The organism is Alcaligenes sp. CHO6 (assembly GCF_037120595.1).
GTDB classification, from domain to species: Bacteria; Pseudomonadota; Gammaproteobacteria; order Burkholderiales; family Burkholderiaceae_B; genus Alcaligenes; species Alcaligenes ammonioxydans.
The window spans coordinates 355,640-373,817 of the sequence record NZ_JBANCI010000002.1; the positions used below are offsets into that span (position 1 = coordinate 355,640).

Sequence of the window (18,178 nt, forward strand, 5' to 3'; positions counted from 1 at the left end):
AGCTAACCGCGCCTTCCTCGCCCCAATGACGTCTATGCTAATGGGTTTTGTAATCAGGACTTGAGCTGTCTTGAGTCCCTTGTCTGACAGGAACGTCTGTTCTCATGCTTGGTTCCTCCAAACGCACCGTATTCAAGCCCACCGCCTACGGCTCCAGCCGTCGAAAACGCCGCATCCCACGCTGGTTTGTCCTGCTGCTGACCGGTATCGCCCTGGGCGCCGGCGGCCTGCTGTTCTTGCAACAAAGTTATGGCCCCACACGTCTGACCGTGGAGCAGTCGGAACAGCTGCACTATGATCTGAACAGCGCCAATGCTGAAAAGCAGCGTCTGCAAGCTCAGTTGAACCAGACCAGTCGTGAACTGGAGGACGTCAGCCAGAAAGAGGACAGGCTGGATAAACAGACCAGCGAGCTGCAGGCTATGGTCGCCAAGCTGGAAAAAGACATTGCCTTGTTTGCCGATGCCATGCCGCCCGACCCACGGGGCACCTCACCCGGCATTCGCGCTGCCGAGTTCACCGTCCAGGACGGCCAGTTGAATCATTTTGTACTGCTGATGCAGGACAAGGGCAAAGAGACCGAATTCAAGGGCACCATGGAGTTTGTCGCCGCCGGCCGGTACAGCAATGGCCGCTCCGGCAATGTGGACCTGCCCAGCCAGACGGTCAGCGTGGGCCGCTATGCCTACATCAACGGTACTGCAGAGCTGCCCGCGGGCTTTACGCCCCGCCAGGTCACCATCCGCATCAAACCCGACGGTGCGAACCGCGTGGTTGCCACGCGTACGATCTACGTGACGCCTTCTCGCTGAGCATAGGCTCAGCTTGACGCGTGCAGGCTGCACCGTCACCAAAAAGCCCTTCGGGCATCTGGCTCAACTGCCAATATGCCGAAGGGCTTTTTTGCGGCCATCCTGCGCGGGGCTTTAGGCCACGTGTTGCAGGAAGTCCTTCAAACGCTGGCTGGGAGGATGGCTGAGCAGCTCGGCCGGGGGGCCGTCATGGGCCACCCGTCCCTGATCAATAAAGATCAGGCGGCTGCCGACACGACGTGCAAAATCCATCTCATGAGTCACCACCACCATGGTCATGCCTTCCTCAGCCAGCAATTGCATGACTTTGAGCACTTCCTGGCGCAACTCCGGGTCCAGCGCGGACGTCGGCTCATCAAACAGCATGAGTTTGGGCTTGATGGCCAGGGCGCGGGCGATGGCCACCCGCTGCTGCTGGCCACCGGACAACTCGTTGGGATAATGATTGACCCGCTCAGCCAGCCCCACTTTGGCCAACAGATCCAGGGCTTCCTGACGTGCCTGGGCTCGACTCGTTCCTCGCGTATGAACCGGGCCGAACATGACGTTCTCCAGAGCGCTCATCTGCGGGAACAGATTGAACTGCTGAAACACCATGCCCGCTTCCCGGCGCAGTTCGCGCACCTGGGCCGCCGTCCCGTTGACACTCAAACCATTGACGACAATATCACCGGCCTGGATATCTTCCAGCTTGTTGATGCAGCGTAAAAAAGTCGACTTCCCCGACCCGGAGGGGCCGACCACGACAACCACCTCGCCTTTATCAATTTGCAGACTGATATTGTCGAGCACGATATTGTCTCCAAAGCGCTTGGTTACTTCCTTGAACTCGACAATACTCATACGATCCTCATGCGGTGTTCAATCAACTTCAAGGTCAGGGCAATCAAGCCAGTCAGGATCAGATAGATCACGGCAACCGCTCCCCAAATTTCCACCGAACGAAAGTTGTTGGCAATAATCTCCTGGCCTTGACGAGTCAGCTCGGCCACCCCAATCACAATAAACAGCGAGGAGTCCTTCAAGCTGATAATGCATTGGTTGCCCATGGCCGGAATCATGCGGCGAAATGCCACCGGCCCAATGATATGGCGCAAAATTTTGTGAAACGGCAGCCCCATTGCCTCACCGGCCTCTTTCAGCCCCTTGGGCACGGACTGCAAGGCCCCACGCACAATCTCGGCAATATAAGCTCCCGAATTGATCATCAGGGTAAAGATCGCTGCCGTCAGGCCATCAATACGAATATTGGCCAGCATGGGCAGGGCAAAATAGATGAACATCACCTGTACGACAATCGGGGTGCCTCGAATAATCAGCACATACAGCTGACACAGGATAGAGAGCGTCAACAGCAGATAACGCCTGAAAAAGCCCAATAGCGACACGGCAAGTACCACTTGCAGCGAGGTCCAGACCCAGGCGGGCACAAAACTCAACCCGTTATCCATCAGCCAGGACAGGCCCTTGAGCAAAAAGCCGAGCACAAGCAGCCCCAGCACAAACCAGGCGGCCCGGCGCCAGGTGACCGGCACCCGCACATAGGTGGTAATCACCCCGGTCAAAAAACCCAATATGGCGCCGCCCACCAAACCCGACAGGGTGATGAGCAGCGTCATCTTTGTTCCTTCCAGAAGGCTGGGTAAGGCCCCCCAGATAGCGTCCCATTCAAAAGTCACCGTGCTACCTTTGTCTTTGAATAAACGCCCACAACAGAGCGTCAAAAAATAAAGCGGTGATCCCGTTACGACACGCGATCACCGCCTGGCATGCGTTTGGCTCTAGGCCTGTTTAATCAGGCTGCTTGCCAAACCATTTCTGGTAGATTTTGTCGTAAGTGCCGTCGGCCCGAATATCTTTCAATGCCTGGTTTACAACAGGAACCAGTTCGCTGTCTTTGGGAAACGCAATACCGTAGAAGTCGCCACTTTTCACCGCGCCGGTAACTTTCACACGATCCTTGCCGCCGGTCTGAGCGTAATACTGCACGTTTGGTGTGTCATGCACCACGGCATCCACCCGACCCGTGGCCAGTTCCAGGAAGGCATTATCGATATTGGGGAACAGCTTGAGCTTGGCAGTTGGCACCGAACGCTGCATGAAGTCTACGGTGGCAGTCCCAATCTTCACCGCAACCGTCTTGCCTTCCAGATCGGAGGCGGACTTGATGGCGGAGTTATCCGTGTTCACCAAAATGGCCAGACCGCTCTCGTAGTAAGGATCGGAGAAATCAATGACTTGCTTGCGATCGTCCCGGATGGTTATCCCTGCCAGCGCAGCATCCAGATTACGGGTTTGCAAACCTGGGATAATGCCGTTGAAGTCCATGGGCTGAAACCGGTAATTCAGATTGGCTTTTTTCGCGATGGCATCCCACAAGTCGATGTCAAAGCCGGTGTACTTACCGTTTTGCTTGAACTCAAAAGGCACAAACGCCGTATCGGTTGCGACCACCAGCTCTTTGCCTTGTTGCGCCAGGGCCTGCCCCGCGGGCAAAGCCAACGCCAAGGCCAAGCCGGCCATCAGGGTTTTCATTTTTTTATTGAACATCCGTTACTCCTCTGTAGGGACTGACCCACAATCAGCCAGTTCGATGTTTACCCAAGTCTGGCACAGGCTCATGACCTGCCCCAGCGTTGATCTATGCTACCCGAAGCGGACTGCTTCTTTGGCTTTATGTGTTTTAAAAAAAGAAAAACCTCGGGAAATCCCGAGGTTTTTTGTCCAGACAGTCCTGCCCAAACCCGGCTTAGAACGCAGGAACAATCGAACCTTTATATTTGTCGGCGATGAACTTTTTCACGTCCTCGCTGTGCAATGCCTGGATCAGCTTGGCCACCCGTGGATCGTCCTTGGACTTGGCAGCCACGGCGATCAGGTTGGCGTACGGCGAATCAGCGCCTTCAATCACCAGGGCATCCTTGGTGGGATTGAGGCCGGCTTCCAGGGCGTAATTGGTATTGATCAGGGCAATATCCACGTCAGCCAGCACGCGAGGCAGCGTCGCGGCTTCCAGCTCCTTGAACTTCAGTTTTTTAGGGTTCTGATCCACATCACGCGAGGTCGCCAAGATATTGCTAGGATCTTTCAGCGTCAGCACACCCGCCTTTTGCAAGAGCAGCAAGGCACGCGCACCATTGGAAGGATCATTGGGGATCGCCACCAGCGCGCCTTCTTTCAACTCGTCCAGACTCTTGATCTTGGTGGAATAAGCACCAAAGGGTTCAACGTGAACAAGGGCCACCGACACCAGATCGGTTTTGTGCTCTTTATTGAAGGTATCCAGGTAAGGTTTGTGCTGGAAGAAGTTGGCATCGATATGACCGTCAGCCACTTGCTGGTTGGGCTGCACATAATCGGTGAACACCTTGATATCCAGGTTCACGCCTTCTTTGGCCAAAGCAGGCTTTACAAACTCCAGCAGTTCGGCGTGCGGTACAGGGGTAGCAGCGACCGACAGGGTCTCGGCAGCTTGGGCCACGCTGGCCAGCAGAGCCGACACGGACAAGGCCAGAACGGGAACAAATTTCTTCAAAGACATGAGCGACTCCAGTTTCAGAAAGGCAGGACGATAACCACCACTGCCGGGACTTATTTTCGGCTCAAACGAGCCACCATGGCGTCTCCAAACACTTGCAGGAGTTGCACCAGCACCACCAGGATAGCCACGGTAACCACCATGACATCCGTTTGATAACGTTGATAACCAAAGCGCAGCGCCAGGTCACCCAGACCGCCGCCCCCAATCACACCAGACATGGCTGAATAGCCCACCAGGGCAATGGCAGTCACGATCAAGGCCGCCACAATCCCCGTGGTCGCCTCCGGCAGCAAGGCCAGCAAAACCGTCTGACGGGAGTTGGCTCCCATGGCGCGACAGGCTTCATTGACGCCGGGGTCCAGCTCACGCAGGACGTTTTCCACCAGACGGGCAAAAAACGGCGCTGCACTTAAGACCAGCGGCGGGATCGCCCCCTGCACCCCTAAAGACGTACCGGCCAGAATGCGGGTCAAAGGGATAATGACGATCAAGAGAATCAGAAACGGCACCGACCGCAAAATGTTCACAATCAACGACAAAGTCTGGTACACCCAGGCGTTGTCCAGCATCTGCTTGCGACTGGTCAGAAACAACAGCACGCCAAGGGGCAAACCAATAATGGCGGTAAAGCCCAGCGAGATACCCGTCATCAACAAGGTATCGATGGTGGCTTCACCAATCAGCGCCCAATCCAAATTGCTAAAGTTCATGGTCGCAATACCTCAAACTGCACATTCAATTCATCCAACAAGGCATCCAGCCCTGCTTTGGCCTGAGCATCCCCTTGCACCGCCACGACCAACTGCCCATAAGGCTCGGTTTTGATACGGCCAATGGCGCCTTGCAAGATACTGACATTCAGGCCCAACTGGCTGGTAATACGGCTGATTAATGGCTCGGTAGTGGCCACCCCACGCACACTCAGGCGCATGACACTGCCAGGTACACCTTCTGCCAAGGCAAGCCAGTCGTCGATATTCACTCCACTTTCACTGAGCAAGGACTGGGTGGTGGGATGATGCGGGTGCAGGAACACATCCAGCACTTCGCCACATTCCACAATCTTGCCAGCATCAATCACGGCCACCCGGTCGCAAACCGAACGAATCACATCCATGCCATGAGTAATAAGAACGATCGTCAGTCCCAGCTCTTGGTTGATCTGGCGCAGCAAACGCAGGATGGACTGGGTAGTTTCCGGGTCCAGTGCCGAGGTGGCCTCGTCACACAACAAAAGCTGTGGACGATTGGCCAGGGCACGCGCAATACCGACACGTTGCTGCTGCCCGCCCGATAACTGACGCGGGTATTTGTTGGCGTGGTCCTTCAAGCCCACCAGCTCCAGGACTTCCAGAGCGCGCTGTTGGCGTTGGGCACGCCCCACCCCGGCCAAACGCAAGGGAAAACAAACATTATCGAGAACGGTACGGGAATGAAGCAGATTGAAATGCTGAAATACCATCCCCACGCCTTGCCGGAAGGCGCGCAACTGTGCGCCCGAAAAACGCGTGATGTCCTGGTCCTGCACCCAGACCTGGCCCGAGCTGGGTTGCTCAAGCAGATTCAACATGCGGATCAGCGTACTTTTCCCGGCACCCGAGCGACCAATAATACCGAAGACCTCTCCTTGGTGAATCTGCAAGGAAACGTCGTTCAAGGCGTGAACGGTCTTGCCTGCCAGGGAATAGGTTTTTGAGATGTGTTCAAGACGAATCAAAATGAACTCAGCCTAGTTAGTCAGTCGAGTTATAAAAGCCTGAGCTGTAAGCGAAATTTACCATAAAGCAAATTTGGCGATGACCAGATAGATATAACCCATGGAAATATTGAAACCATACTGAGGGCTGCACTGTATAGCAAGATTTCCGACCGGCCAATGCGCGCGGATGTGACCTTGGCTGTGCAAGGCAAGCGCCCAAAGAAAAAGGCCGCTAAGCGCGGCCTTGTTTCTACGTTTCAGTGTAGTGGTGGGTCGTGCGCGACTCGAACGCGCGACCAACGGATTAAAAGTCCGCTGCTCTACCGACTGAGCTAACGACCCCCTACTGAAAGATGAAATTATGTCCTGATTCCGAACTCTCGTCAAGCACTAAATGCAAAATAATGCGCAAAAAGGTGATTTTTTTTAAAACGACCTGAAAATGAAGGCCGCGAGGCCCTTTCCCACCCCACTTTTGCCTGCCGCAGAAACAAAATCTGAACATGAGCTACCACTCAGCCATAAAAAATGCCTCCCGATACTGAGGTCAGACCTCAATGCCGGGAGGCATTCCAAGACGATTCAGATTCGTCTAGCGCTTAACGGGCGCGAGAAATACGAACCTCGGCGCCACGGCGTTTGACTTCCAAGCCCTCAGACGGCAGGATCTTCAACCCTTCCAGCCCCTTGATATAGCTGGACCCCTGCATCTGCATGACGCGAATCTTGTTGCGCATCACAACCGGGCTGTGCTCGGGCATGCCAAACATCCAGACCTCGTCGAGCAAACGCGCCGAGTTGAACTCGGAGGTGTGCTTGACCACCGGCCCCAGACACAACATATGGCCTTCGCGGCCAAAGACCGGCAAGCGATCCAGACCCACCGTCATTTTCAGGGTCGTGCCACCTTCGTAACGCCAACCCGTGCTCAGATCCCACCAGGCATCGCCTGCAGGCAAATAGACCTCAATATCCTGACCAGGCTGCAAAACAGGCGCCACCAGCAAGGCCGGCCCCAACAAATACTGGGTATCCCACAAGCGGGCCTGAGCATCGGCGGGGAAACTTTGAGCCATGGAACGTTGCACCGGCAGACCGGTACGCACGGCGTCCTCAATAATGCCCAGCACATAAGGCACTAGACGGAAACGCCACTCCAGCCAATGCGCAACCAGCGCCTGCGTTTCCTGGTCAAATGCATCTGGACGCAGCGAAGGGACCCCTTGCAGGCTGAAATTGGCTGAAAAGACCGACATCGCCAACCACCGCAGGTAAAGCTCAGGCGTCATGGCATCGGTGGGCGCTGCCGCATTGCCCCAGCCATGAATCTGGATGGGCACGCCACTATTACCGGTGGCCAGAGCCGACTTCAACGACTGGGTCAACCCGGCCCAGGTGTTATCGACCTGAGGCCCCAACTGCCAGGCAAAGCGTTGGGAGGACGGACTCAGGTCGCGGCTGGCTACGACTCCTTCTTGCGGCGTCTTGTGACCGGCAACCGCGTCAAACAAAGCCTGACGGGCCAGCACAGGGTAAATCGCACGCAACAAAGCGCCGGACTCGCCACCACGGCTGGTGATGGCATCAGGAATCTCAAAGCGGGCATTGCACAACACCGCCCCCAGGCCATCATCGACCATCTGACGCTGACGCTCGGCCCACATGCGGAACACGTCCTTGTGAGTCAGGTCCAGCAAGCCGTAGTCACGGCCACCGCTCAGCTCGTCACCGGGGAACACATGGGCGCAACCGTCATCATCATTGATGAGCAACCAGCCGCGGTCTTCCCACTCTTCAAACAAGCTGGTGCCGGCCAGCACACAAGGGCGCGTCCAGGCAGCCAGTTGCAACTGGTCGTTTTGCAAGGCCGAGAAGGACTCACGGGGATCGGCCATGCGTGCCGCGTCCCATTCCAATGTGGGCTTGTCCTGTTGAAAATCGTAGGGCTCCGGTGGCGGCAGGACAGCCACATCCAGGGCAATGCCCTGTTCGCGACACTGACTGGCCAGCTCACGCAAGGAGGTCACGTCCCGAGCCTGGGCGCCATCCAGCCACAACCCCATCGGCGTGACACCCGGCTGGCCGGCTCGTCCCGTCAGGGCCGAATACTGATTGATGATTTCGCTGGGATCGCCCAAAAACAGGAAAAAATCCAGGTCGGCGGCATGGACACGAGCACGATACGCATCCAGATCGTGCTGCCCCAGATCGTGTTCAACCCGCTCGAACGTATTGATGTACAGCCCCCAGCCCTGAGTGCTCCAGAGCAAAGGCAGGCTGCGATCTTCCGGACGATCGGAGTCAACCGTTTCCTCGCGCCGGTCCAGCTCACCGAGGGTTTCGCCCAGACCATACAGGGCGTCTTCCTCGGCCAGGGCCAGATCCAGTTGCCAGCATGGGCTGGGCTCTTGGACAAAGGTCAGCGGTTGCGCCGCACTGCTCAACAGCAGTTGCTCGCCCCGCCGGACCTCAAAGCGCCAGGGGTTGGACTGAATATGCAAGGCCACTTCGCCTTGCTCAATCCGCCACCCCGAATCGGCAGCTTCCAGTTGAAACTCGCTGACCGCCTCGTGGCGGGCCAGCAGCATGTCGCCCAAAGCTTTGGCACGAGCACTGAGCTTTTCGTTATCCAGCCGGGCCAGTGGCATACAGCGGAAACGAAAAACACCCGGCGCATGAGCTTCGATACGCAGCGCAAAATCGGTTTCGACAAAAGCGAAATCGGCCAGGGCCGGTTTCGTCGTCAACAAACTCAGATGATTAAACAATTGTGTCACGTCGTCAGAGTGGAGCGAACGGCACGATGCTGATCGCAGGGTCACGCTCAAGATTACTTAACAAGGTCACTATTTTGACGTATTTGCGCTACAAAGGAAAATGTTGCTTCAAAATTCGTCGAAATAAATCGAAAGACTGACCTTAGCGAGGTAGGAGGGCTTGCTCCAAACGCCGCTCCAAAGGAACGGGTTCCTCCAGACAATAGGCGGCAAACAAACTGGCTGCCAGCAGGCTCCAGCTCAAACCACGCGAGCCGTAAGCCGCAGCCATAAACAAACCGGGCTGCCCCGGCACAAAACCCATCACAGGCAAATGATCACTTAATGCACAGCGCCAGCCAGCCCAACCCTGCTCGGGCAAATCCCCCCCAACCGCGGGATTGGCCAACATGGCAGACACTTTTTCTATATTTTGCGCATGCCCCAGGCGACTGATCTGAGCAGCGTCACCAGAACGCTCGTACGTGCTGCCGATAACCTGGCCGTAAGAATCAACCGGCAGGATATAGCCCTGGCCGCTTAAAGTCACCTCCCCACGGGTCAAGGACTGCCCAGGAGGCAGATAGCTGACCTGTCCGGCCAGACGCTGCATGGCCATGAGCCTGGGCATGAGGCACTCGGTCAACAGTTCGGCTGGCAACACGCTCAGGCTTTGCGCCGCTGCCGCCACCACCACCCGATTGCTGCTTTCCAGGCAGTCCCCGTGCTGATTGCATACTTGCCAGACACCGGGTTCGTGTCCGGCACGCAAAAAGACCCGCTCTGGCAAGCACTCAATCAAGGGGTGATCGAGCAAATGAGCGACCAGTGCCCCGGGGTCAAGCACCATACCTTGCGGAAAATACAGGCCGCCACGCTGCAAGGGCACGCCAGCCAGTGCGGAAGCCTGCTCACGATCCTGCCAATGCACCCAGTCCGGGTCCAAAGCCAAACGGGCCAAGGCTTGCTGAATCTCGGCATCGCCGTTGCCCGCCTGCCCAAATACCAGCGTGCCGACCCGACGGGGCCGGGCAGCCTGCGGCAGTGTTTTCCAACCCTGCCAGACACGCAGCACGGCATTGCGGCTCAACCGGGCCAACGGCGCGTCATCCAGCGCAAAGACCGGCGAGATCGCGGCCAGACGGTGGCCATGGTGACTGGCATCCAGCCCCTTGCTCAACACGGGGTCACACACCAGAACGGGCACCCCTTTGCGGGCCATTTCCCAGGCGCAGGCGGCCCCCGCCAAACCGGCCCCCACCACAAGCACTCGCCCCTGCGCACTTGGCACGGGACGGCGGCGCCCCAGATGTGAACGCAGACGGGCGCGTATCGTGCACCATTTCCCACCCACTCCCGGCACCTTCTCCACCTCGAAACCAACTGAGGCCAAGTCCCGGCGTACCTGCCCGGCACAGCACCAGGAGGCCGCCGTGGCTCCCGGCGCCGCCAGACGGACCAGTTGTCCGAGAACCGTACGTGACCACATGGACGGATTGCCGCGAGGCGCGAAGCCATCCAGATAAAACGCATCCGCATGGCACTGCAGCTCACGCATCATGGTGTGCGCCTGCCCGAACGCCAAGGTCAGGGTGACTTGTCCCTGATCCAGCTCCAGACGGTGTATCCCCGGCACCAAAATGGGCCAGGAAGCCAAGAGCTCCTGAGCCAGCGCCTGCAGCTCCTGGGGCAAGCGCTCGTATAAAAGAGCCAAATCAGAGCGGTGAAAAGGATGCGCCTCTACCGATACAAAGTGCAGCCTGTGGCTGCGCTGCGGGTCCTGCCGCCACGCCTGCCAGGTCGCCAGAAAGCTGGCCCCCAGTCCAAAGCCGGTTTCACAAATCGTAAACTGGGCTCGCCCCCGCCACCGTTCAGGCAGGCCATTACCTTGCAGAAACACCCGCCGCGCCTGCCCCAGCGGGCCATCGGCCGGATGATACGTGTCCTGATAGACCGCGCTGACGGGTACGCCCTGCTCGTTGAACGCAAGGACGGCGGGCACCAAGGGCTCAAACGCAGAGGCAGCCATTAATTTCCCCGCCCTTCACAACACTCATACACGCTCGAACCCCTTAAACTGGCCTTAATCAAACTGACACCAACAAACACGTACAATAAAAAGTCTTTGCTTCTGACTTTTCTTTTTTAGAACCGGATTGCCATGCCATTGTCACGTTTACCGCTCAGCGCCTGCCTGGACGCTGCCGTCACCGCAGCCCATGCCGCCGCCGCCATTTTACAAGCCTATGCGTCGGACCGTAGCGCTTTGGTGATCAGCAGCAAAATGCACAACGACCTGGTGTCGCAAGCGGATCACGAAGCGGAACAGGCCTGCATCAGTGTACTGATGGAGCGCACCCCGGACATTGATATCGTGGCCGAGGAAAGCGGCGGGGTGAATTCGGGACGCCCCACCTGGTATATCGACCCGCTCGACGGCACGACCAACTTTCTGCATGGTATCCCCCACTACGCCGTATCGGTCGCCCTGATTGCACCTGCCGGCACGCCCATGGATAACGGCATTCTGGCGCAGGACACTCCGGTCATTGCCGTGGTCTACGACCCCAACCGCGAAGAACTGTTTACTGCCATGTACGGGGTGGGTGCCTGGCTGAACGGCAGCCGCATTCAGACGTCATCCTCACAAAAGCTGGCCGACTCGGTCCTGGCCACCGGCTTCCCCTTTCGCGACTTCTCTTTTTCCGACCAATACATGCCCGGCCTGAACGCCGCCATCACGGGCAGCCGCGGGGTACGCCGCATGGGGGCAGCCGCCCTGGATCTAGCCTGGGTTGCCTGCGGCCGGTACGACGGCTACTGGGAGATGGGCCTGGCGCCCTGGGATGTTGCCGCTGGCACACTGCTGGTACGCGAAGCCAAGGGCGTATGCCAGGATTTGTATCAGGAAGAGCCCTGGCCCGTCAGTGGTCACGTCTACGCGGGCAACGCCCATATAGCTGATGAGTTGCTGGCCATGGTGAGCCCTTCGCTGACGCAGCGTCCCGTCAAACCTGCCCCTTAAGCTGCGCAGGCACCGTGCCCCCTCGTGAGCGGGACGGATCACATTAAAAAACAGCGGCCCCATTTGAAATGGACCGCTGTTTTTCCTCTAGGGGTAGGCTGTCCCCACGCTGCACGGCGGACACCCATCACGAACCTGCCCTGTCAGGCTTGCGTGTTGGGCTTGATCTCTTCATCTCTCAGAACCCGTCGCAAGATCTTGCCCACATTGCTCTTGGGCAATTCGTTCCGGAACTCGATAATCCGGGGACGCTTGTAGGCCGTCAGCCGTTCTTTGCACCACTGTTTGATATCCGCTTCTGTCAGGGACGGATTGCGCTTTACCACGAAAAGCTTGATGCTCTCGCCACTGTGCTCACTGGGCACCCCCACAGCGGCCACTTCCAGCACATCCGGATGAGCGGCGACCACTTCCTCAATCTCATTGGGGTAGACATTGAAACCTGACACCAGAATCATGTCTTTCTTGCGGTCCACCAGGCGAATGCGCCCTTGCTGGTCCATCACGCCAATATCTCCGGTTTTCAGAAATCCATTGGGCGTAAAGACATTCGCTGTTTCTTCGGGCTGATTCCAGTAGGCGGACATCACTTGCGGCCCTTTGACGGCCACCTCCCCCTGCTCGCCCATCGCCACAGGCTGGCCCTGTTCATCGAGCAGCAATACATCGGTAGAAGGCACCGGGAAACCGATGGTTCCGCTGAAGTCACGCGAATCCGTGGAGTTCACCGCCACCACCGGCGAGGTTTCCGACAAACCATAACCTTCGATCAAAGGGCAGCCTGTCACCGCCAGCCAGCGCTCGGCCACCGTCTTTTGCAGCGCAGCCCCTCCGGCCAGGCACAGCTTGAGCTGATCAAAAGGAAGGCTGCGAAACTTCTCATGATTGGCCAGGGCGTTAAACAGGGTGTTCACTGCGGGAACAACTTCAGGTGGATTGCGCTTCCAGGCTTTGAACACGGAATTGAGATCACGCGGATTCATCACCAGCACCATGTGCATACCCGCATACACGGCAAACAGCCCGCATACCGTCAGCGCAAAAATATGATAGAGCGGCAGGGCCACCATCATGGTGTAAGCAGGACCTTTAAAATCGCCCAACGCGGGAAAGCCGACCGCCTCGACCTGTAAAACGTTAGCCATCAGATTGCGTTGACTGAGCATGGCGCCTTTGGGGCGCCCGGTGGTGCCCCCCGTGTATTGCAACAGCGCCAGATCGTCAGGCTTGGCTGCTTGCCGGTACAGGCTCGCTTGCCCGCCCTGCTCAAGCACGGCCTGCAGGCGCTGCGCCCCCGGCAAGGAATAAGGGGGTACCATGCGTTTCAGATAGCGCACGGCAAAATTCACCACACTACCTTTGAACCCCATCAGATCGCCCACGGTACTGAGCACAACATGGGCCGGTCTGAGTTTGGCCGGAACCTGTTCGAGCACATGCGCAAAGGTTTCCAGGATCACGATGACCTGAGCCTGACTGTCGGCCAGTTGGAACTCCAGCTCGCGTTCGGTGTATTGGGGGTTGGTGTTCACGCCCACCATGCCTGCCCGCAGGGTTCCCAGCAAACAAATCAGAAAAGGCAAACCATTGGGCAGCATCAACATGATGCGGCTGCCGCGCTCCAGACCTTGTGCCTGCAACCAGGCGGCAAAGGCATCGGCCCGGCGGTCCAGTTCGTCGTAGGAAATATCGTGCCCCATAAAGGTCAGCGCCGTCCTGTCCTTATGCTTTTTAATCGCAGCATCCAGACAATCGATCAGGGTCTGCCCGGCCCCCAGCTGAATGTCGTGGGGCACGGAGGCAGGATAATGCTCGAGCCAAGGTTTTTGCTGAGTATCCAAGGGCTTGTCACCTAATACGTGTTTATTTATGGTTAACTCTACTCTACTTTATTGTTCAAGCCCAAGGACAAGCCCGCATCATGAAGCTGTTTGAACCCATTTCCACCTGGTCCCATGAAATTGCAGCCATACGGCGTGATCTGCACGCCCATCCCGAGCTGGCTTTCGAGGAAACCCGGACGGCCGATCAGGTCGCATCCTGGCTGGAGAAATGGGGCATTCCGGTGCATCGGGGCCTGGGCGTCACAGGCGTAGTGGGAATTCTGGAAGGCACAGGCGGCCAGGGCCCGTCCGTGGGACTGCGTGCCGATATGGACGCCTTGCCCATGCAGGAACTGAACGAGTTTGAACACAAAAGCCGCCACGATGGCAAGATGCACGCCTGTGGGCACGATGGGCATACCGCCATGCTGCTGGGCGCAGCTCGTTATCTGGCTGAGCACCGCGATTTCGCGGGCACCATCTACCTTATTTTCCAGCCGGCAGAGGAAGGCTTTGGCGGCGCACGGGAAATGATCAAGGACGGCTTGTTCAAGCTGTTCCCCATGCAGGCCGTCTTTGGCCTGCATAACTGGCCCGGCATGCCAGCAGGCAGCTTCGGGGTTTTGCCAGGCGGCATGATGGCCTCGAGCAATACCTTTGAAATTCGTATTGAAGGCAAAGGGGCCCACGGTGGGATGCCCCACCTGGGCGTGGACCCCATCATGGCGGCCGTGCAACTGGCGCAAAGCCTGCAAACCATCGTCAGCCGCAATGTGGACCCGCTCGAGCCCGTGGTGCTGAGCATTACCCAGATTCATGCTGGCTCTGCCGACAACGTCATCCCCAACGACGCTGTCATGCGCGGCACCGTACGCACCTTTTCCAACGAAGCGCTGGATCTGGTCGAGACCCGCATGCGCGAACTGTGTGAACAACTCTGCGCCGCTCAGGGTTGCAAGGCCGAGTTTGACTTTGACCGCCGCTACCCACCCACCATCAATGATCCCGAACAAGCGGCCTTTTGCGCGCAAGTCATCCGGGAACTGGTCGGCCCCGACAAGCTGCGCCAGGACATTCGTCCCTCCATGGGGGCCGAAGACTTCTCCTTCATGCTGCAGGAAGTCCCAGGCTGCTATGTCTGGCTGGGCAATGGCGACGGCGAACACCGCAGCCCGGGTCACGGCATGGGCCCGTGCATGCTGCACAACGGCAGCTACGACTTTAACGATGCCCTGATTCCGGTCGGCGCCAGTTACTGGGTCAAACTGGCTCTGGACTGGCTGGCCCAACACCGTTGACGCTTTAACAAATGTTTCATAGCGGGCCTAAAGCTTGCCGTTACAATGGCAGGCTCTATTGCTGAGGGCAGCCACCCCGCGCGACGGGCATCAGTGCCCCACCCTTTCTTCCACTACGGGAGTCTTTGTGACTACATCAAGCAACCTTTCTTCGCTTCCGGACGGAGCCCCCACCTTGCGCGTCATGCCCATGCCTACGGACGCCAATATTCACGGTGACGTATTCGGTGGCTGGATCATGTCCCAAGTGGACATTGCCGGCGCGATTCCTGCAACACGACGCGCTCAAGGCCGGGTTGCCACCATCTCGGTGAATGCGTTTACCTTCAAGCAACCCGTGTTTGTGGGTGATTTGCTCAGCTTTTACACGGAAATCATCAAAACCGGCCGCACTTCCATTACGGTTTCGGTGGAAGTGTACGCGGAGCGCAAACGCCTGCAACTGGAAACGGTCAAAGTAACGGAAGCCACACTGACCTACGTGGCCACCGATGACGAGCGCCGCAGCCGTCCGCTGCCCCCTCTCTAAGTATTCGTGACAGGCAGGCCTATGCAGGAAAACCTGGTACCCCCCACTTCGCCCAGCGACACCCCCAAACCGCGCCGCCTGGAGCCCGAGGATGCGCAACAGGCGCTGTATCGCCTAAAGAACATCCTGAAGCGCCAGGAGGTCGTCGAATCACTGGCCCAGCGTCAGTTCGAGGACGACGACCGCTCCAACCTGCTTGAGGGTCTGATCCATCGCCAGCATGAAAGCGAGATCAAGGCCATCCTCAATGATCTGCACCCGGCCGACATCGCCTTTATCCTGGAGTCCTTGCCCGAGCTGGAACGACAGGCCATCTGGCAGTTGGTGGACGCCGAACACGATGCGGACGTGCTGCTGGAAGTGGCGGATTGGGCACGCGAATCGCTGATTCGCTCCATGGATACCGCAGACCTGATCGCTGCCGCCGGCAATATGGATGCCGACGAGATTGCTGATCTGGTGCCCGACCTGCCGCCCGATGTGGTGGCTGCCGTGCAACGCGGCCTGACGGACGAAGAGCGTGCGCAACTGATTGAAGCCATGGGCTACCCCGAGGACACGGTGGGCGCCATCATGGACTTTGACATGGTGCGTGTGCGTGAGGATGTCACCCTGGAGGTGGTCCTGCGCTACCTGCGCCGTCTACAAGAGCTGCCAGACCACACTGACCAGATTTTTGTGGTGGACCGCGCCGATAAATTGCAGGGCACCCTGTCCCTGACCCGCATGCTGGTCAGTGAACCCGAAACGCTGGTGTCCTCGGTCATGTCCACCGATTATCTGACTCTCAATCCCCTGGACTCGGACTCGGATGCGGCCGGGGCTTTCGAGCGCTATGACCTGGTCTCGGCCCCGGTCGTCGACGATATGGGCCGACTGATAGGCCGAGTCACCATTGACGAAGTGGTGGACGTGCTGCAAGAAGACTCCGAAGAGCAAGCCTTGTCGCGTGCAGGTCTGCAAGAGGATGACATTTTCTCGCCCATCCGTACCGCCATCCGCAACCGGGCCCCCTGGCTGCTGATCAATCTCTGTACGGCGGCCACTGCCTCTTTCATTGCGTCGCGCTTTGAGGACACCGTCAGCCACATCGTGATCCTGGCTTTCCTGATGTCGATTGTGGCCGGGATTGGCGGCAACTCCGGCAACCAGACCATGACGATGATTATTCGTGCCATTGCGACGGGCCGTGTCACCGGTTCCAACGTCCTGCCGCTGATCAAGCGTGAGTTGCTGGTGACCTTTCTGGTCGGCGTCTGTGGCAGTGCGGTAACGGCCTTTTTTGCCTGGTTCATCTCGGGCTCGATTGCGATTGCCGCGGTGATGATGGCCGCCATGATCGGCAATATGCTGATCGGCGCAGCACTGGGCGTGATGATCCCGATTCTGCGTGATCGCTTCGGCAATGATCCCGCCGTGGGTTCCTCGGTACTGCTAACCTTCGCAACGGACTCGCTGGGTTTCCTGCTGTTCCTGGGATTGGCAACGGTATTCTTGCTATAAATCGCCAGCAGGCACGATTAAAGAAACCGGCTTCTGGCCGGTTTTTTTATATCGGCATCAAAGGAAATCAATCACGTCTTTTAATCGTTTGGTCCAGGGAAATCTGAACATCCAAACACTGGAATGCCCGATTATCGGGGCGTCGGCGTGTCAGCTTCCAGTATGTTTACTTCATTTCCTTAGATACAAGCTCTCTACCCTTCCGGTGCAAGGCTTGATGGCCAGTCCCACAAAGTGTCTCAAACCCAGAGGCGACACATCCGACAGGAGCGCTAAACAGGTTTTCCAAGCAACGAAGACCGGGGAGACGAGCAACGAGCCTCTTCCAGAAACGCCTCCAGACTCTCCTCCGTCCCTACGACCTGATCTCTTTGCAAAGACGCTGTCTGCGCTGTGTGCTCAAAGAAATCCAATACGCCATTGGTCACCCGTGGCGCAATGCCAGCCAGTTCCAATTGACGACGTACTTGCAGAACCTCATCACGACGGCGCACACCATGCACCAGGTGGCTGCGCAAGCAAGACTCCATAAAGTCCTGCAAGCCACGCTGGTTCAAATCCTCCAGCACTTCGTACAGCTCGGCTCGCAAACCCATGCGTTCGGCCAGCATCAGATTTTCAATCCCCAAAGCTTCCAAGCCCTTGGTCATGAGACTACGCAGTAACTTAAGGCGCATCGCATCTCCGGCCTGTCCTGGCAAAACACGCACAGGAGCGCCCTGAGCCCGCCAGAAAGCCGCAGCCCTGCCAGCCCCCTGCCCGGCGGCCAGCAACGCCGTCTGAGCGCCTGTAGCGGGCACTGAGCCCATAATCGCCAGATCAGCCAACTCAACACCGTACTGCTGCGCCAGGACAGCCATGCCTTCCATGTCCTGAGGTTCAGCAGTACACAAATCCATATACAAGGCACCGGTCATCAAGCAGGGCATGACCGCGCGGGCAACGGCGCCAGCCTGCGTCCCTGTAACGGCTGACAACACCCCGTCCAGATCCCGCCAGCGCGCATCTGCCTGCCGGCACAGCTGCGCACCCAATTGCTCGGCCAGCTCACGGGCAACTGCACTTTCGCGGCGCACCAAGATAAACGGAACCTGTACGCCAGCCGACGTCAGGGCTGCACCATAAAAATGCGCCACCTCACCCGCCCCGACCAGGGCGACACGATGCAATAAGGGAGTTGTTGTCATAGAAA

The 18,178-nt window shown here is 57.8% G+C and carries 15 protein-coding genes and 1 tRNA gene; 5 read left to right on the forward strand and 11 right to left on the reverse strand.

All coding sequences use genetic code 11. The features are described 5' to 3' along the window. The first annotated feature begins 104 nt into the window (after nucleotides 1–104). On the forward strand, nucleotides 105–812 hold the full coding sequence (locus V6936_RS09605; RefSeq protein WP_003803505.1) for a DUF6776 family protein: 708 nt from the start codon (nucleotides 105–107) through the stop codon (nucleotides 810–812). Between the two features lie 114 nt (nucleotides 813–926). Here V6936_RS09605 and glnQ read toward each other — a convergent pair whose 3' ends face one another. The 9 genes from glnQ to mnmD form a co-directional block, all read right to left on the reverse strand. Next, nucleotides 927–1,655, reverse strand: a complete 729-nt coding sequence (gene glnQ / locus V6936_RS09610; RefSeq protein WP_003803507.1) for a glutamine ABC transporter ATP-binding protein GlnQ — start codon at nucleotides 1,653–1,655, stop codon at nucleotides 927–929. Then, complete coding sequence (locus V6936_RS09615) at nucleotides 1,652–2,431, reverse strand: ABC transporter permease subunit (protein WP_003803509.1); 780 nt, start codon at nucleotides 2,429–2,431, stop codon at nucleotides 1,652–1,654. The genes glnQ and V6936_RS09615 overlap by 4 nt, the downstream gene beginning before the upstream one ends. 172 nt (nucleotides 2,432–2,603) lie before the next feature. After that, the gene (gene glnH / locus V6936_RS09620) at nucleotides 2,604–3,335 is read right to left on the reverse strand and encodes a glutamine ABC transporter substrate-binding protein GlnH (protein ID WP_407927744.1); all 732 of its coding nucleotides are present in this window, start codon (nucleotides 3,333–3,335) and stop codon (nucleotides 2,604–2,606) included. Between the two features lie 226 nt (nucleotides 3,336–3,561). After that, the gene (locus V6936_RS09625) at nucleotides 3,562–4,353 is read right to left on the reverse strand and encodes a MetQ/NlpA family ABC transporter substrate-binding protein (RefSeq protein WP_003803512.1); all 792 of its coding nucleotides are present in this window, start codon (nucleotides 4,351–4,353) and stop codon (nucleotides 3,562–3,564) included. Between the two features lie 50 nt (nucleotides 4,354–4,403). Continuing rightward, a complete protein-coding gene (locus V6936_RS09630) occupies nucleotides 4,404–5,063 on the reverse strand; it encodes a methionine ABC transporter permease (RefSeq protein WP_003803514.1) in 660 nt (219 codons plus the stop codon). After that, a complete protein-coding gene (locus V6936_RS09635; RefSeq protein WP_003803516.1) occupies nucleotides 5,060–6,070 on the reverse strand; it encodes a methionine ABC transporter ATP-binding protein in 1,011 nt (336 codons plus the stop codon). Before V6936_RS09635 ends, V6936_RS09630 begins: the two co-directional genes overlap by 4 nt. 248 nt (nucleotides 6,071–6,318) lie before the next feature. Next, nucleotides 6,319–6,394 (reverse strand) — tRNA-Lys (locus tag V6936_RS09640). A 257-nt stretch (nucleotides 6,395–6,651) separates the two neighbouring features. Further along, a complete protein-coding gene (locus tag V6936_RS09645; protein ID WP_336579791.1) occupies nucleotides 6,652–8,820 on the reverse strand; it encodes a glycoside hydrolase family 31 protein in 2,169 nt (722 codons plus the stop codon). 151 nt (nucleotides 8,821–8,971) lie between these two features. Further along, entirely contained in the window at nucleotides 8,972–10,837 is a 1,866-nt protein-coding gene (gene mnmD, locus V6936_RS09650; protein ID WP_336579792.1) for a tRNA (5-methylaminomethyl-2-thiouridine)(34)-methyltransferase MnmD, read from the reverse strand. Between the two features lie 132 nt (nucleotides 10,838–10,969). Here mnmD and V6936_RS09655 point away from each other — a divergent pair, with 132 nt between their 5' ends. Next, complete coding sequence (locus V6936_RS09655; protein WP_059318692.1) at nucleotides 10,970–11,833, forward strand: inositol monophosphatase family protein; 864 nt, start codon at nucleotides 10,970–10,972, stop codon at nucleotides 11,831–11,833. 143 nt (nucleotides 11,834–11,976) lie between these two features. Here V6936_RS09655 and V6936_RS09660 read toward each other — a convergent pair whose 3' ends face one another. Next, nucleotides 11,977–13,674, reverse strand: a complete 1,698-nt coding sequence (locus tag V6936_RS09660) for an AMP-binding protein (RefSeq protein ID WP_131071326.1) — start codon at nucleotides 13,672–13,674, stop codon at nucleotides 11,977–11,979. A gap of 80 nt (nucleotides 13,675–13,754) precedes the next feature. Here V6936_RS09660 and V6936_RS09665 point away from each other — a divergent pair, with 80 nt between their 5' ends. From V6936_RS09665 to mgtE, 3 genes are all read left to right on the forward strand, one after another. Further along, nucleotides 13,755–14,954 (forward strand): M20 aminoacylase family protein, encoded by a 1,200-nt coding sequence (locus V6936_RS09665; RefSeq protein WP_336579793.1) that lies wholly within the window; start codon nucleotides 13,755–13,757, stop codon nucleotides 14,952–14,954. Nucleotides 14,955–15,138: 184 nt separating this feature from the next. After that, the gene (locus tag V6936_RS09670; protein WP_003803527.1) at nucleotides 15,139–15,483 is read left to right on the forward strand and encodes an acyl-CoA thioesterase; all 345 of its coding nucleotides are present in this window, start codon (nucleotides 15,139–15,141) and stop codon (nucleotides 15,481–15,483) included. A 21-nt stretch (nucleotides 15,484–15,504) separates the two neighbouring features. After that, nucleotides 15,505–16,986 (forward strand): magnesium transporter, encoded by a 1,482-nt coding sequence (gene mgtE, locus V6936_RS09675; protein ID WP_003803528.1) that lies wholly within the window; start codon nucleotides 15,505–15,507, stop codon nucleotides 16,984–16,986. Nucleotides 16,987–17,258: 272 nt separating this feature from the next. On the opposite strand, the gene V6936_RS09680 is transcribed toward mgtE, so the two are convergent. Continuing rightward, nucleotides 17,259–18,173, reverse strand: a complete 915-nt coding sequence (locus V6936_RS09680) for a DUF1932 domain-containing protein (RefSeq protein WP_336579794.1) — start codon at nucleotides 18,171–18,173, stop codon at nucleotides 17,259–17,261. Nucleotides 18,174–18,178: the final 5 nt, after the last annotated feature.